Origin of the sequence: Mesorhizobium sp. M0018, from assembly GCF_040323955.1 — a bacterium.
Classification (GTDB): Bacteria; Pseudomonadota; Alphaproteobacteria; order Rhizobiales; family Rhizobiaceae; genus Mesorhizobium.
On record NZ_JAMYVL010000002.1, the window covers coordinates 224,934 to 238,392 of the forward strand.

Sequence of the window (13,459 nt, forward strand, 5' to 3'; positions counted from 1 at the left end):
AGGTAAAAACCTTGCCGCCAGGTTTACTTTTCGCCGGTGGTCGACATTTGCCGGCCGGCCCGCATGCGGTGGATCGATTCCCTGAGCAGTCTTGCATCCGCATCGCTGTCCATGCCCCCGCGTGAAGGAATTGCCCCGGAGCCTCGGGGCCGAGCCGGCCGGTTGCTTGAACACGGGCCCGCCACGCCCTCAGTTGACATATCATAAGTTTTAGCTTATCATAAGTCATGATTTATGATTATGCAGGAATGGTGGCCTTGGCCGATCCGACGCGCCGAAAGGTGTTCGAGCTCATCGCCGATCGGCCACGCTCGGTCATCGATCTGACGCGAGTGCTTCCGGTCTCGCAGCCGGCGGTATCGCAGCACCTCAAGGTCTTGAAGGAAGCCCGGCTGGTCCGCGCAGAGCCGAAAGGTGCCAGCAACATCTATCATCTCGACCCGCATGGGCTCGGCGAGATGCGCGCCTGGCTTGACCGCATGTGGGGCGATGCGCTCGACGCCTTCAAATGGGAAGTCGACAACAGCAAGGAGAAGAGGAAATGACGACCATGATCAAGCCCGCGCCGGTCAGGAAGTCGGTGACCGTGGAGGTGCCGCTCGACAAGGCGTTCGATGTGTTCACCACAGGATTCGGGCGCTGGTGGCCGGCTTCGCATTCGATCGGCAAATCCGCCCTGACGACCGCGGTGATCGAACCGAAAGCCGGCGGCCGCTGGTACGAGATCGGCGAGGATGGGTCACAATGCGATTGGGGCGAGGTTCTCGCCTGGGATCCGCCGTCGAGGCTGACGCTCGCCTGGCGCATTGGAGCCGGCTGGCGCTACGATCCGGCATTGCTGACCGAAGTCGAGATCCGCTTTGTCGCGCTCGGCGAGAACGCGACGCGCGTGGAACTCGAGCACAGGCTTCTGGAGAACATGGGCGAAACCGCAGAGGCGATGCGCGAGGCCTTCGAATCGGAGGGTGGCTGGAGCGGTCTCCTGGACCGCTATGCGGCTGAGGCCAAGCGCCACGCCGCCTGATCGGGAAGCCGTTAAGTCCAATATCCAGCGAGGCCGTCGCACCCTCGGCCTCGCCGTTTTTGAATCAGTGTCGATCTGCCCATCTGGTTGACCGGGGCGGGGAGATACGCTGCCCTTTACCTGCCGCCGCGAAGGTTTGCAGCGCCGCAGGTTTGTAGAACGTCCTCTCCTCCTACCATCCGGTATGCGCCGCACCGTTTGGACGCGCGAACGGCGCTGTAGCAATTTGTCGTTGTGCATGGTCCTTTCGCAAAATCGATTCCGATTGTCAGGATCATGGTCTAGACCTGACAGGCACCTTATCCGGAAATCCGATGGCGGGAGGCGCTGGTGGAAGGCCAGGACGAACAGATGACCGGCGCCCGGGCGGCCGAGGAGCGCCGCGCCGACATCTATGACGAGGACGGCGTCATCCTGTCGTCGTTCCTCGCCCAGATCGGTGCCGCGATCGCCGATCGCGATACGCTGACGCTGAAGCGCGAAGTCGACGATCTGCACCAGTCGGAACTCGGCCACCTGCTCGAGGCCCTGCACCCGGAACAGCGACGCGCGCTGGTCGAATTGCTGGGCAAGGATTTCGATTTTTCCGCGCTGACCGAGGTTGACGAGGCGATCCGCCGCGACATCGTCGACAGTCTGCCCAATGCGCAGATCGCCCAGGCGGTGCAGGATCTCGATTCCGATGACGCGGTCTACATTCTCGAAGACCTCGACCAGGAGGACCAGGACGAGATCCTGTCGCAGCTGCCGTTCACCGAGAGGATCAGGCTGCGGCGTTCGCTTGACTATCCCGAAGAGACCGCCGGCCGCCGCATGCAGACCGAGTTCGTCGCGGTGCCGCCGTTCTGGACGATCGGCCAGACCATCGACTACATGCGCGAGGACAACAATCTTCCCGACCGTTTCAGCCAGATCTTCGTCATCGATCCGAGCTTCAAGCTGCTCGGCGCCATCGACCTCGACCAGATCCTGCGTACCAAGCGCTCGGTCAAGGTCGAAGAGGTCATGCATGAGACTAGGCATGCCATCCCGGCCACCATGGACCAGGAGGAGGCGGCACGCGAATTCGAACAATACGATCTTCTGTCCGCCGCCGTCGTCGACGAGAACGAGCGGCTGGTCGGCGTGCTGACCATCGACGACGTCGTCGACGTCATCCAGCAGGAGGCCGAGGAAGATCTGCTGCGCATGGGCGGCGTCGGCGACGAAGAACTCTCGGACAGCATCTTTTCGACCTCGCGCTCGCGCGTGCCGTGGCTGCTGGTCAATCTTTTGACGGCTTTCCTGGCGGCCTCGGTGATCGGCCTGTTCGACCGCACCATCGAGCATATCGTGGCGCTGGCGGTGCTGATGCCGATCGTCGCCGGCATGGGCGGCAATGCCGGCTCGCAGACCATGACTGTCACGGTGCGGGCGCTGGCGACCAGGGACCTCGACATCTACAATGCCGGCCGCATCATCCGCCGCGAAATCGGGGTGGGCTTCATCAACGGCATCATCTTTGCCATCCTGATCGGCCTCGTGGCTGCTGCCTGGTTCCACGATCGCAATCTCGGCGGCATCATTGCGGCTGCGATGATCATCAATATGTTCGTGGCGGCTCTGGCGGGCATCCTTATCCCGCTGCTGCTCGACCGCTTCAAGATCGATCCGGCTGTGGCTTCGGCGGTTTTCGTCACCACAGTCACCGATGTCGTCGGTTTCTTTGCCTTTCTCGGGCTCGCCACATGGTGGTTCGGCGTGCGCTGAACGTCACCTCAATTGACTTTTACGTAAATGCCATGCGAGGCTTTGAAAGGTGCCTTGTCCGCCGATTCTGGTACGCGCCTGGGCGCTGGCGGCGCCGGCCAGTTGGAACTCGCGGCGTGGCCGGGGCATTGGAGTGACGATGCGGGAATATTATTCGATCACGGAGCTGACCCGCGAATTCGACGTGTCGACGCGGACGTTGCGCTTCTATGAGGACGAAGGGCTGGTGCAGCCGGTAAGACGCGGCCGCACGCGGCTGTTCCGTCCGTCGGACCGGCATCTCATCCGCCAGATCATGCGGGGAAAAAGACTCGGCTTCTCGATCAACGAGATCCGCGAGATCATCCAGATGTACAGGGAGCCGCCCGGCGAGGTAGGCCAGCTCAAACTGATGATCAAGCGCATCGAGGAAAAGCGCGAGGATCTCCGCCAGAAACGCCGCGACCTCGAAGAGACCCTGGCAGAGCTCGACCAGGCCGAGGAATCCTGCGTCGAGCGGCTGGTGGAGCTCGGCGTCACCACCTAAGCCGGTGTCAGCCTCGGCTCAAATCCAGCGCCGCACCCTTTTGGCGTAGTCCCGGTATTTCTTGCCGAATTTGGCCGTCAGCACCTTCTCCTCGCTCTCGATCGTCAGCTTCTGCGTCAGGAACGCCGCGATGACTGCCAGCGGCAGGAACCAGGCGATCCCAGTGACAAAGGCGAGGCTGACCAGCAGCAGCGTGTTGGCGAGGTAGATCGGGTTGCGGCTGACGGCGAAGGGTCCGGTGGTCACCAGATGGTCAGGCACGCCGTTCGGGTTGAGCGTCGTCTTGGCGCGGATCATGGTGCGGATTGCCGTGAACCAGAGCGCGGCAACCGCCACCAACCCCACAAGGCCGGCGGCGAACAGGATGTCGCCGAGAAGATCGCCGATCCACGGCAGCGGATAGAACAGCCCTAGCGCGACGCTGACGATGATGGCAGCGATATAGATCAGCGGCGGCCATGGGATGTGCCCCAGCTTCGGCTGCCCAGGATTTTGCTGCATGGGTTTCGGGTGACTGTCGCTCATTATTGTCCTCCCTCGATTAGCGCGTTCCCGGTTCCGCCGCCTCGGTTTGGGCGGTGCAGGTGCCGGCGAGCTCGCCAATATGCGCCTTCCACTCTGGGGACTGGTCGTCGCTGTAGAGCCGGTCAAGCGAGGCTTCGCCCTGGAGAGTGTCCAGCATGCAGGCACAATAGCTGGAGCAGAACTCGGTGTCGCGTGCCTGCTCGCAGGATATCTGGCAGGATTTCAGAAAACGCACCTCCCTGGTTTCGGCCTGCGCCGGCATGAATTGCGAAAACAGCCAGACCGAGCCGATCAGCACCGGCTGATGGATCAGATAGAAAGCAAGGCTGTGCCGGCCGATGAAGACCAGCGGATTTGCCCAGCGGCCGGGCGCCAATGCCGACAGCCGCGTCAGCGCGCCGGAGGTGGCGGCGAGCTTGGTAACCGCGATGCCGGCAAGTACGGCGCCGAACCAGGGCAGCAGCGGCACGTAGTCGTTGGAGCGCGGGTTGGTCGCCGACAGGCCGACCCACCACAAAGCCGGATGATCGAACGTTTCGGATCGCAGGTAGAAAGGCGCAGCGACGACGAATACGGCGACAAGCAGCGTCAGCAGCGCCGGCAGGCGCAGGAACGCCAGGCCGAGCAGGCTGGCGAGCGCGATCTCATGCAATATGCCGAAGAAGATGAAGCCGTCGGGCGTGGCGATGCGGGTGACCAGCGATATTGCGAGCGCTGCCCCGGCAACCATGGCGAAGCGCTTCCAGAAGCCGGTCCAGCGGATTTTTTTGCCATGGGCGAGATAGAGGCTGATGCCGACCAGGAACAGGAAGCTCGAGGCGATGCAGCGCGCGTAGATTTTCCACCAGCCGAAGGCGGTGAGGCCGGGATCGGTGTAGCCGAAGAATTCGACGTCCCAGGTGAAATGATAGCTCGCCATGGCAAGCAAAGCGATGCCGCGTGCAATGTCGATAACGGCGATGCGCTTCGACTTCGGTTGATCCTGAACGGCTGCGGTCGGCGTGTCGATGCTCATGGTCTCGCTGTCTTGATTCAGCCCCGGCAAGACGACTATCACGGTTGCCACCGTCAAAAGAAGCAGGACCTTGCGTCGTGTTGGCGCCGGTCGGCATCAGGGCTGCTTTAGGCCACAGCCGGAAAGCCTTTGGCCGGCGTGCTGGCGTTCTTCGGCCTGGGCGCGGTTTTCGCGACGCTCGGGCTGCTGGCGGTGGCCTGCGGCTTCGTCACCTGGCGTTATCTGCCCAAATCGCTTTGATGTGCGAGCGCCGCATGGCGCTCGCGCACCCAGTTGTGGAAGCGGTGCAAGTCGTATTCCTCGGGCATCAGCACGCCGGCCTTGTGGCGCATCGAGCGCAGGCCCATCTGGTTGACCTCGCAGATATCAGCATCCTCCTCCAGCACCTGGGTACCGAACGCGACGATGTTGTCGATATCGGCGGCCGGATCGGCGAGCGCTTCGCGTCGCGGCAGACGAGCAGCCAGTTGCGATACCAGATGGCCTCGAGATCGCGCTGATAGGCTGCGATGTCCCAATAGGCTGTTTGACGGCAGCGTCGGCTCGGGCCGCGTCAGGCCGTTGTAGGGAATCGCTTGTTCGGGCTGGGTTGCATGCCGGCTTCCTCCCCATCCGCCAGCCGACACCCGGCTGCGAAAATTGTCAATCGCGGCGCCGGTCTGCGAACTTGGCGAGGCGGCGCATTCGCCACACGATCCGGCGGAATTTGGTTTGCCGGGCGCGGCGATTCTGCCTATAGTCGCTGATGTCGTCGGTTCCGTTTGGAACCAAGAGGGAATGCGGTGCGGGCGAAATTGTTTGCCCAATGCCGTGGCTGCCCCCGCAACTGTGTGCGGTAGTCCTCTCCATATGCCACTGAAGGTTCGCCTTCGGGAAGGTGGGGAAGGGCGCTGATCCGCGAGCCAGGAGACCTGCCGGCGACAGGAAACTGACTTCTATGCCCTCGGGTGGAGGGCGAAAGGACAAGACATGAATACCGCTTCCGTTTCGCTCGGCGCTTCCGCCTCCTCGCAGTCGCGTCTCATGCAGCTGGCGCTTGCTGCATTCCTCGGCATTTTCGTCATGGGCTTTGTCGGCTTCTCGCATATCGATGCGGTCCACAATGCCGCGCACGACTATCGCCATTCGATGGGCTTTCCCTGCCACTGACAAGGGGCTGACATCATGACACTGTTTCGCAACGTCGTGTTCATCGCGGCGATCGCAGGGCTTGTGGCCGGCGTGGCTCTCGCCTGCATGCAAGCCTATGCCACGGTGCCGCTCATCCTGAAGGCGGAAGTCTACGAACAGGCCGGCGGCGGCCATGACCATGCCGCGGCACCTGCGGCACCGGCCGAAAACGCCGCGGGCACGACGGCTATGAGCAGCGCCGCGCCGGCACCGGCTGAAGCAATGGCTCCGGCGGAAGACGAAGGCTGGGCGCCGGCCGACGGTTTCGAGCGCTTCGGCTTCAGCGTCGTTGCCAATATCGTCACCGGCATCGGCTTTGCGCTGGTCCTGATCGCGGTTTCGGAATTCGCCGGCGGCATCGGCAACTGGCGCCAGGGCCTGTTCTGGGGGCTTGCCGGCTTTGCCGTGTTCACGCTGGCGCCGGGCCTCGGCCTGCCGCCGGAACTGCCGGCGATGCCGGCGGCCGACCTTGTCCAACGCCAGATCTGGTGGTGGGCAACAGTGGTGGCGACCGCCGCCGGGCTCGGCCTTATCGCCTTCCGCAGATCGTTGCCGCTGGCGATCCTTGCCGTAGCGTTGATCGTGGCGCCGCATATTGTCGGCGCGCCGCAGCCCGATAGCTTCGAGACGGCGATCCCGGAAGGCCTGCACCACCAGTTCGTGGTGGCGGTGACGCTGACCAACCTGGTGTTCTGGCTGGTGCTCGGCGCGGTCGTCGGCGTGGTGCGCGGACGCTTCACGGGCACGGCGACCAGCCTGCGCGACAGCTTTGCCTGACCGCGCTGCCGGGGCACTGACCCTGGTCATCGGCGGTGCGCGCTCCGGCAAGAGCGCGCATGCCGAGAGCCTGGTGACGGTCGGCCCGCCGCCTTGGAGCTATATCGCCACGGCGCAAGCCTATGACGACGAGATGCGCCAGCGCATCGCGCTGCACCGCTCGCGCCGCGGCGCCGGCTGGACGACCATCGATGCGCCGCTCGACCTTGCCGGCGCGATCGGAGCGCTGCCTGACGGCCAGCCGGTGCTGATCGATTGCCTGACGCTGTGGCTGACCAACCATATGCTGGCCGACCATGATGTCGAGGCCGAATGCCGGAGGCTGGCCGATGTGCTGTCGCGGCCGCGTGGGCCGTGGTTCGTGGTGTCCAACGAGGTCGGCCAGGGCATCGTGCCGGACAATGCGCTGGCAAGACGGTTTCGCGACGCCGCCGGCCGGCTGAACCAGGACGTCGCGGCTGTTGCCGGCACCGTGCTTTTGATGGTGGCGGGGCTGCCGCTCAAGGTGAAATGACATGGCTGATACTATCGATCCCAAGGACGAGGAACGCCACCGCGCCAAGATGGCCAAGCGCAAGGCGGTGCAGGACGCCGAGGTCGCGGCCAAGACGGTCAAGAAGGGGCTGCTGATCGTCAACACCGGACCGGGCAAGGGCAAGACCACGGCCGCCTTTGGGCTGGCGCTCAGGATGCTCGGCTATGGCAAGCGCGTCGGCGTCGTTCAGTTCATCAAGGGCAAATGGCACACCGGCGAGAAAGACGCCTTTGCCGCCTTCGGCGACCGTGTCGTCTGGCACGCCATGGGCGAAGGCTTTACCTGGGAGACACAGGACCTGAAGCGCGACATCGCGGCGGCCGAGGCTGCCTGGGCGAAAGCGCTGGAGCTGATGGCCGAGCCGTCGATCAGCCTCGTGGTGCTCGACGAGCTGAACATCGCGCTGCGCTACGACTACCTCGATCTCGAAAAGGTGGTCGCGGCGCTGAAGGCGCGTCGCGAAGGCCTGCATGTCGTCGTCACCGGCCGCAACGCCAAACCGGTATTGGTCGAGGCGGCCGATCTGGTCACCGAGATGGGCGTGACCAAGCACCACTTCTCCGCCGGCGTGAAGGCGCAGCAGGGGATCGAGTTCTGAGGGGTGTTGCTGGCGCCTCTTCTTCCTTCTCCCCTTGTGGGAGAAGGTGGATTGGCGCGCAGCGCAAAGACGGTTGAGAGGTGCTGGCCGGGGCGCTGTTGGTGCCAAGCTGGAACACCCCTCATCCGGCCGCTTCGCGGCCACCTTCTCCCACAAGGGGAGAAGGGAAAGCCGCACGAAGCGGCTCGCCCCTGGAATGGTAAGGGTGAGGGGCGGCGCCGACCTGACGCGATTATTTGAGGCGTAGCCTTATTTTGTTCTTGCTTTGTGCCGGCAGCTATGCTACTAATTTGGCTATGGTGCTAATTGGGCTCCAACGACCCGTCGCTTGGCGGTTTTTGTTTCGCCTGAGATCGGGCGAAGATCACAACAGAATTACGACCGTCGAGATTACCCCAAACAGTGCGATCAGCAGAAAATCGGCGATCCGGTAGAGTTTCAGTGCCGCCGGATCTCAGGGATAGAGTTCTGGTCGCTTGCGAAGCTGGAGATTGTTCGTGGACCAGGCGGTAATCGTCTATCTTATTCTCAATGATGGTCAGTTTGGTGCCGCTGACGAACGCGAATCCATTTATGCGCTCGAGGATCGGCTAGAGAAAGCTATCGAGGATGCATCGGTCGGCGAGTTTGACGGTGACTTGTTTGGTGAAGGCGAATGCATCCTTTACATGTATGGGCCAAACGCTGAACGACTTTTTGTCGTAGTCGAACCCTTATTGAAATCTTCTCCCGTAGCTGCCGGTGGGTACGCGATCAAAAGGTTTGGCGTGGAAGCCGATCCGAGCGCAAAGGAAGTCCGTGTTACCTGGTAGGTCGGGTTTGCCGACCCATTCGGACGTTCACGCGGCGATGACGATCACCGCGACCACGCCGAACAGCGCGATCAGCAGTAAGTCGGCGACGCGGTAGAGTTTCAGCGCCCGTCGGATGTCGGTGCTCTCGACATCATCGCGCCGGCCGCCTTCGCCCATCAATGCGTCTTCGACCATGACGCCGTCATAGGAACGGCGGCCGGCGAGCGCCAGGCCGAGCGCGCCGGCCATCGCTGCTTCCGGCCAGCCGGCGTTGGGCGAGCGGTGTTTTTTCGCATCGCGCCGCACGGCGTGCCAGGCGCCCTTGGCGTTGGCGCCCTTGACCAGAAAAGCGGCGAGTACGATCAGCAGCGCCGTCAGCCGCGACGCCGGCAGATTGATCCAATCGTCGAAGCGCGCCGCCGCCCAGCCGAAGGCTTCGTGGCGCGGGGTGCGATGGCCGATCATCGAATCGGCGGTGTTGGCGGCCTTGTAGGCGACGCCGCCGGCGAGCCCGCCGATACCGAGCCAGAAGGCCGGAGCGACGACACCGTCGGAGAAATTCTCGGCCAGGCTTTCGATCGCGGCGCGGCAGACAGCGGCCCTGTCGAGCTTTTCCGGGTCGCGACCGACGATCCGCGAGACGGCAATGCGGCCTATATCCAGTCCGCCGCTGTCGAGTGCGTCGGCGACCGCTTCGACATGCTCGGCCAGGCTCTTCTGCGACAGCAGCGACGTCGCCAGGATTGCGGTGACCAACCAGCCGAGGGGAATGCTCCAAAGCAAGGTTTCGAGCCAGAGGGCGAGGGCGGCCGGCACCAGCACGATCACCAGCAGCGCGACGACGCCCCAGCGGCGACGGTCGGCGTCGGAATCAGTGGCGCGGTTGAGCCTGCGGTCGAGAAAGGATATCAGCCTGCCGAACCAGGTGACGGGATGGCCAATGGCATCGAAGAGCCGGGCCGGGTAGCCGAGTACAAGTTCGATGGCCAGCGACAGGAAAGTGATCAGGATCGGCATGAAGTCTCTTGATGGAGTGACGGCGGCAGTTGACCACGGCGGAAGCCTTGGCCGGGCGAGGGCGCTTTTCCCTCACGCGCCGCTGCCTTTCGTCGACCTCTCGACCGGGATCAATCCGCACTCCTACCCGCTTTTCGATTTGCCCGCCACCGCCCTGTCGCGATTGCCGGAAACAGCGCGCAGCCGCGACTTGGCTGAACGCGCGGCAAGCGCCTATGGCGCCCCGTCGGCGACGAATGTCGCAGCGGCGCCCGGCACGCAGATCCTGTTGCCGCGCGTCGCTTCCCTGGTCAGCCCGGGCACGGCGCTGGTGCTCGGGCCGACTTATGCCGAGCATCGGCGGGCAGCGGCGATCGCCGGCCATGCGGCGGCTGAAGTCCATGATTTCGAAGCCCTGGCGGCGGCCGACCTTGCCGTCGTCGTCAATCCCAACAACCCGGACGGGCGCGTCGTCGAGCGCGAAAGATTGCTTCGACTTGCCGGGATATTGCGCGCCAGAGGTGGGCTGCTGGTGGTCGACGAGGCCTTCATGGATGTCGGCCCGCGCAGCGAAAGCCTGGCCGGCGACGTCGACCAGGGCGGCATCGTCGTGCTGCGTTCGTTCGGCAAGTTCTTCGGCCTGGCCGGCCTGCGGCTTGGCTTTGCACTGGCCGATGCGCTGACGGTCGAGCGGCTGGAGGCGCAATTCGGGCCATGGGCGGTTGCCGGGCCGGCGCTCGAATATGGCATAAGGGCGCTTGCCGATACCGGCTGGCAGGCCGGGATGCGGCGCCGTCTGGCCGAGGATGCCGCGCGGCTCGATACGCTGTTCGGCCGCTTCGGCGTGCCTGTCGCCGGTGGCACCGCGTTGTTCCGCTATATCAGGCTGGCGGGCGCCGCCGGCCTGTTTTCGGTGCTCGGCCAGCGCGGCATCCTGCTTCGGCATTTCGCCGATCGTCCGGATGTGCTGCGCGCCGGCCTGCCGGGAGCCGATGAAGAATGGCGGCGGCTCGAATCCGCACTTGCCGGCTGGGCCTCGCGGCGCGACGATGATGCCAAGGGAGAAACTACCCAATGATCCACGTCTGCTCGCTGTCCAAAGTCGAGGAAACGGTAACGAAGACCGGGGCCGGGCGGCTTCTTTCGCTGCTCGCTGCCGGAACGGAGGTGATGCGACCGGCCTCGATCACCAGGGAAAACCATCTGCATCTGGTCATGCATGACATTGCGGTGGCGCAGGAGGGCATGACCATGCCGGGCGAGGAGCATGTCTTGAACCTGCTCGATTTCGCACGCCAATGGGATCGCTCGCGGCCGCTGGTGGTGCATTGCTATGCCGGCATCAGCCGCTCGACCGCCTCGGCCTATATCATCGCGGCAGCCTTGGCGCCGAAGCGCGACGAGGTCGAGTTGGCCGAGACTCTGCGCAGGCTGTCGCCCACGGCGACGCCCAATCCGCGGCTGATCGCGATCGCCGACACACTGCTCGATCGCAGGGGCCGGATGATCGAAGCGATCCAGGCGATCGGGCGCGGCGCGGATGCTTTCGAAGGCACGCCGTTCGAATTGAAAATCTGAGCCTAAAAATCCAGGAAAATGCGCAGGAGTTCTAACACACGGCCAAGGGGCGAATGATGATCGGGAGAATTTTGGCCATCGTTGTTGGCGTGGTCTGCGCGACAGGCAGCGCCATGGCCGCGTCCATGCCGGCTCTCAAGTCGATCGACCTGGCAGCGCTCCAAGCCACTGTCGAGGGTTTGGCCAAGGAACTTATGCTGCCCGGTGCCATGGTTTTGCTCAAGACTCCGCGGGGCAACCTCATCTTCGGCTACGGTACGACTGAACTGGGTGCCACGAACCCGCCGCGCGCCGATACCCACTTCCGTGCGGCCTCGAACACCAAGACGATGACCGCCGCTGTCATCGTGCAACTGGTGCAGGAAGGGAAACTGAGCTTCGCCGATCTGATCTCGAAATACGTCCAGCGCGTTCCCAACGGCGACGAGATAACCATTCGGCAGCTCATAACAATGCGGAGCGGCCTCCCTAACTTCACCAATGCGCCGGAACTTGCCGAAAGCCTGGACAAGTATCCTTACAGGGTATGGACCGCCGATGAAGTACTCGGCATGGCGTTCAAACGGCCGCCGGACTTCGCGCCGGGTGCCGGATTCGAGTACAACAACACCAACTACTATCTGCTCGGCCTTGTTGCCGAGAAGATCGACGGCAAGCCGCTCTCGACCATCTTCCGGGACCGCCTGTTCGGGCCGCTCGGCATGAAGAACACCGCGTTGCCGCCGAGCACGTCGAACGCCATCCCCGAGCCATACTCAAGCGGCTATCTCTACGGCAGTACTTCGTACGCCCTGGCTGATGCGCCCTATCCGGACGACCTCCAGGCTGCGGCCAGGGCGGGAACGCTCAAGCCCAACGACGACACATGGCAGAACCCGTCCGCCTACTTTGCGGCTGGCGGAGTCATCTCCACCGCGGATGACCTCGCGACCTGGATGCGCGCGCTGGTCGGGGGCAAGCTCTTCAATGCCGACTTCCAGCGGCAGTGGCTTGCAAGCCCTGAGGCGCCGGAGCCGGGCGAACCCGCCATGCAAAAATATGGCTATGGCATCCTAACGCTGACTTTCGGGCCTAACGAAATCTACTATCACGAAGGCGAGATGCCCGGTTACCAGTCCTTCATGGGCTACGATCCGGCCAATGATGTCACCCTGGTCATATGGACCAACCTGACTCTCGCGCTCGACGGCCAGGCGACCGCCAACACCTTGATGGTGAAGATACTCGACGAAATCTACACGGTGTCGCCGCTTCAAGACGTGAAGTGAGGATCCTCGCGCCCGAATGGAATCGCCCCTCGTGAGCGAGGCCTGAGGTGGTGGGATCAAACACCTACGCCAACCAATCCGCCAGCTTTGCCTTGCCCACGTCCCTCAGCAGGCCGATGAAGCCGTCGGCCTGATGTTCGGCGGTCAGCCGGCCTTTTTCGGCGGTAGCAATGCTGGCGTCGCCGACCACGCCATTCGGGTTGAGGTCGCTGGCGATCCAGGCGAAGGCGTGCGTTCCGGTGTGGCGCAGCAGCGAAAATTCCTTTTCGGCGCGGGCGACCTTGGACACGAAATTGTCGGCCTTGGCCATGTCGACGAGGTCGGGCCGGAAATGCAGCATCAGCGAGGTCTCGACGTCGCCGCCATGAATGCCGTGGCGGTCCTCGAGCTCGGTGTACATGCCGGCCGGCCGGCCAAAACGCTGCCAGCTGGTCTTTACCGCCAGCATCTTTGCCCGCACGCGCAATTCGCGGGTGATGATGCCCATGATCTCCTCATTGCCGCCATGCGAGTTCACGACAATCAGTTTTCGGACGCCGGCGCGCGCGACCGACAGGCCAAGTTCGGTCCACGCCTCGACCAAGGTCGTCGCCGGCAGGGTGAGGGTGCCCGGCGCATGCAAATGCTCGTTCGACTTGCCTACCGCCTGGACCGGCAGGATGCGGATGTCGAGATCGCCGGGCAGGCGCGCGATCACCGTTTCCAGCATGCCGTTCATGATCGAGGTGTCGGTCGAGACCGGCAGATGCGGGCCGTGCTGCTCAATCGCCGCCAGCGGCAGAACGGCAATGGTCGCCTCAGGATCGACGGTCGCGTATTCGGTGGTCCGGTAGTCACCCCACCATACGCGTTTTTTTGCAGCGGTCATGTCATGCCCTCTTGAACCGACAAGCCCAGACCTAAC

17 protein-coding genes and 1 riboswitch are annotated in these 13,459 nt (G+C 63.6%); of the genes, 12 read left to right on the plus strand and 5 right to left on the minus strand.

Annotation, left to right across the window (positions count from 1 at the left end; translation table 11 throughout):
* Window positions 1-227 precede the first annotated feature (227 nt).
* The 4 genes from NKJ81_RS03355 (at window position 228) to NKJ81_RS03370 (ending at window position 3,299) form a co-directional block, all read left to right on the plus strand.
* Window positions 228-545 (plus strand): ArsR/SmtB family transcription factor, encoded by a 318-nt coding sequence (locus tag NKJ81_RS03355; protein WP_352539630.1) that lies wholly within the window; start codon window positions 228-230, stop codon window positions 543-545.
* Window positions 542-1,024, plus strand: coding sequence for an SRPBCC family protein (locus NKJ81_RS03360; protein ID WP_254818127.1), 483 nt, complete (start codon window positions 542-544; stop codon window positions 1,022-1,024). The genes NKJ81_RS03355 and NKJ81_RS03360 overlap by 4 nt, the downstream gene beginning before the upstream one ends.
* A gap of 351 nt (window positions 1,025-1,375) precedes the next feature.
* Window positions 1,376-2,773, plus strand: coding sequence for a magnesium transporter (mgtE, locus tag NKJ81_RS03365; RefSeq protein ID WP_502894205.1), 1,398 nt, complete (start codon window positions 1,376-1,378; stop codon window positions 2,771-2,773).
* A 139-nt stretch (window positions 2,774-2,912) separates the two neighbouring features.
* Complete coding sequence (locus tag NKJ81_RS03370; RefSeq protein WP_023676566.1) at window positions 2,913-3,299, plus strand: MerR family transcriptional regulator; 387 nt, start codon at window positions 2,913-2,915, stop codon at window positions 3,297-3,299.
* 18 nt (window positions 3,300-3,317) lie between these two features.
* Here NKJ81_RS03370 and NKJ81_RS03375 read toward each other — a convergent pair whose 3' ends face one another.
* The 3 genes from NKJ81_RS03375 to NKJ81_RS03385 all read right to left on the minus strand — a co-directional run bounded on the left by NKJ81_RS03375 (window position 3,318) and on the right by NKJ81_RS03385 (window position 5,465).
* A complete protein-coding gene (locus tag NKJ81_RS03375) occupies window positions 3,318-3,824 on the minus strand; it encodes a methyltransferase family protein (RefSeq protein ID WP_352470249.1) in 507 nt (168 codons plus the stop codon).
* A 16-nt stretch (window positions 3,825-3,840) separates the two neighbouring features.
* Window positions 3,841-4,839 (minus strand): heparan-alpha-glucosaminide N-acetyltransferase, encoded by a 999-nt coding sequence (locus NKJ81_RS03380; RefSeq protein WP_352539631.1) that lies wholly within the window; start codon window positions 4,837-4,839, stop codon window positions 3,841-3,843.
* Window positions 4,840-5,057: 218 nt separating this feature from the next.
* On the minus strand, window positions 5,058-5,465 hold the full coding sequence (locus NKJ81_RS03385) for an SRPBCC family protein (protein WP_352539632.1): 408 nt from the start codon (window positions 5,463-5,465) through the stop codon (window positions 5,058-5,060).
* 109 nt (window positions 5,466-5,574) lie between these two features.
* Window positions 5,575-5,772, plus strand: a riboswitch (cobalamin riboswitch).
* Window positions 5,773-5,808: 36 nt separating this feature from the next.
* Between NKJ81_RS03385 and NKJ81_RS03390 the strand changes: the two genes are divergently transcribed.
* The 5 genes from NKJ81_RS03390 to NKJ81_RS03410 all read left to right on the plus strand — a co-directional run bounded on the left by NKJ81_RS03390 (window position 5,809) and on the right by NKJ81_RS03410 (window position 8,731).
* Window positions 5,809-5,988, plus strand: coding sequence for a CbtB domain-containing protein (locus tag NKJ81_RS03390; protein ID WP_023676561.1), 180 nt, complete (start codon window positions 5,809-5,811; stop codon window positions 5,986-5,988).
* A gap of 15 nt (window positions 5,989-6,003) precedes the next feature.
* Window positions 6,004-6,786, plus strand: a complete 783-nt coding sequence (locus NKJ81_RS03395) for a CbtA family protein (RefSeq protein ID WP_352539633.1) — start codon at window positions 6,004-6,006, stop codon at window positions 6,784-6,786.
* Window positions 6,779-7,300, plus strand: coding sequence for a bifunctional adenosylcobinamide kinase/adenosylcobinamide-phosphate guanylyltransferase (gene cobU / locus NKJ81_RS03400; RefSeq protein WP_352539634.1), 522 nt, complete (start codon window positions 6,779-6,781; stop codon window positions 7,298-7,300). Before NKJ81_RS03395 ends, cobU begins: the two co-directional genes overlap by 8 nt.
* Window position 7,301: 1 nt before the next feature.
* A complete protein-coding gene (gene cobO, locus NKJ81_RS03405) occupies window positions 7,302-7,919 on the plus strand; it encodes a cob(I)yrinic acid a,c-diamide adenosyltransferase (protein ID WP_352539635.1) in 618 nt (205 codons plus the stop codon).
* A gap of 497 nt (window positions 7,920-8,416) precedes the next feature.
* Window positions 8,417-8,731: a hypothetical protein gene (locus NKJ81_RS03410; protein ID WP_352470255.1), complete on the plus strand. Its 315-nt coding sequence runs from the start codon at window positions 8,417-8,419 to the stop codon at window positions 8,729-8,731.
* A gap of 27 nt (window positions 8,732-8,758) precedes the next feature.
* Here NKJ81_RS03410 and cbiB read toward each other — a convergent pair whose 3' ends face one another.
* Complete coding sequence (gene cbiB, locus NKJ81_RS03415; protein WP_352539636.1) at window positions 8,759-9,730, minus strand: adenosylcobinamide-phosphate synthase CbiB; 972 nt, start codon at window positions 9,728-9,730, stop codon at window positions 8,759-8,761.
* Between cbiB and cobD the strand changes: the two genes are divergently transcribed.
* From cobD to NKJ81_RS03430, 3 genes are all read left to right on the plus strand, one after another.
* Window positions 9,729-10,787 (plus strand): threonine-phosphate decarboxylase CobD, encoded by a 1,059-nt coding sequence (gene cobD, locus NKJ81_RS03420; protein ID WP_352539637.1) that lies wholly within the window; start codon window positions 9,729-9,731, stop codon window positions 10,785-10,787. The two genes, cbiB and cobD, sit on opposite strands and share 2 nt — an antisense overlap.
* Entirely contained in the window at window positions 10,784-11,287 is a 504-nt protein-coding gene (locus NKJ81_RS03425; RefSeq protein WP_352539638.1) for a tyrosine phosphatase family protein, read from the plus strand. The genes cobD and NKJ81_RS03425 overlap by 4 nt, the downstream gene beginning before the upstream one ends.
* Before the next feature lie 125 nt (window positions 11,288-11,412).
* Window positions 11,413-12,555 carry a serine hydrolase domain-containing protein gene (locus NKJ81_RS03430; protein WP_352539760.1) on the plus strand — a complete coding sequence of 381 codons (1,143 nt, stop codon included), beginning with the start codon at window positions 11,413-11,415 and terminating at the stop codon, window positions 12,553-12,555.
* A 64-nt stretch (window positions 12,556-12,619) separates the two neighbouring features.
* Here NKJ81_RS03430 and NKJ81_RS03435 read toward each other — a convergent pair whose 3' ends face one another.
* The gene (locus tag NKJ81_RS03435) at window positions 12,620-13,423 is read right to left on the minus strand and encodes a creatininase family protein (RefSeq protein WP_352539639.1); all 804 of its coding nucleotides are present in this window, start codon (window positions 13,421-13,423) and stop codon (window positions 12,620-12,622) included.
* Window positions 13,424-13,459: the final 36 nt, after the last annotated feature.

What these genes read in the sequence shown, in the direction of transcription:
- cobO (WP_352539635.1), top strand. Translation starts at nt 7,302, where the DNA reads ATGGCTGATACTATCGATCCCAAGGACGAGGAACGCCACCGCGCCAAG.
- NKJ81_RS03390 (WP_023676561.1), top strand. Translation starts at nt 5,809, where the DNA reads ATGAATACCGCTTCCGTTTCGCTCGGCGCTTCCGCCTCCTCGCAGTCG.
- NKJ81_RS03380 (WP_352539631.1), bottom strand. Translation starts at nt 4,839, where the DNA reads ATGAGCATCGACACGCCGACCGCAGCCGTTCAGGATCAACCGAAGTCG.
- NKJ81_RS03430 (WP_352539760.1), top strand. Translation starts at nt 11,413, where the DNA reads ATGCCGGCTCTCAAGTCGATCGACCTGGCAGCGCTCCAAGCCACTGTC.
- NKJ81_RS03355 (WP_352539630.1), top strand. Translation starts at nt 228, where the DNA reads ATGATTTATGATTATGCAGGAATGGTGGCCTTGGCCGATCCGACGCGC.
- cbiB (WP_352539636.1), bottom strand. Translation starts at nt 9,730, where the DNA reads ATGCCGATCCTGATCACTTTCCTGTCGCTGGCCATCGAACTTGTACTC.
- NKJ81_RS03375 (WP_352470249.1), bottom strand. Translation starts at nt 3,824, where the DNA reads ATGAGCGACAGTCACCCGAAACCCATGCAGCAAAATCCTGGGCAGCCG.
- NKJ81_RS03435 (WP_352539639.1), bottom strand. Translation starts at nt 13,423, where the DNA reads ATGACCGCTGCAAAAAAACGCGTATGGTGGGGTGACTACCGGACCACC.
- cobD (WP_352539637.1), top strand. Translation starts at nt 9,729, where the DNA reads ATGAAGTCTCTTGATGGAGTGACGGCGGCAGTTGACCACGGCGGAAGC.
- NKJ81_RS03370 (WP_023676566.1), top strand. Translation starts at nt 2,913, where the DNA reads ATGCGGGAATATTATTCGATCACGGAGCTGACCCGCGAATTCGACGTG.
- NKJ81_RS03425 (WP_352539638.1), top strand. Translation starts at nt 10,784, where the DNA reads ATGATCCACGTCTGCTCGCTGTCCAAAGTCGAGGAAACGGTAACGAAG.
- NKJ81_RS03395 (WP_352539633.1), top strand. Translation starts at nt 6,004, where the DNA reads ATGACACTGTTTCGCAACGTCGTGTTCATCGCGGCGATCGCAGGGCTT.
- NKJ81_RS03360 (WP_254818127.1), top strand. Translation starts at nt 542, where the DNA reads ATGACGACCATGATCAAGCCCGCGCCGGTCAGGAAGTCGGTGACCGTG.
- mgtE (WP_502894205.1), top strand. Translation starts at nt 1,376, where the DNA reads ATGACCGGCGCCCGGGCGGCCGAGGAGCGCCGCGCCGACATCTATGAC.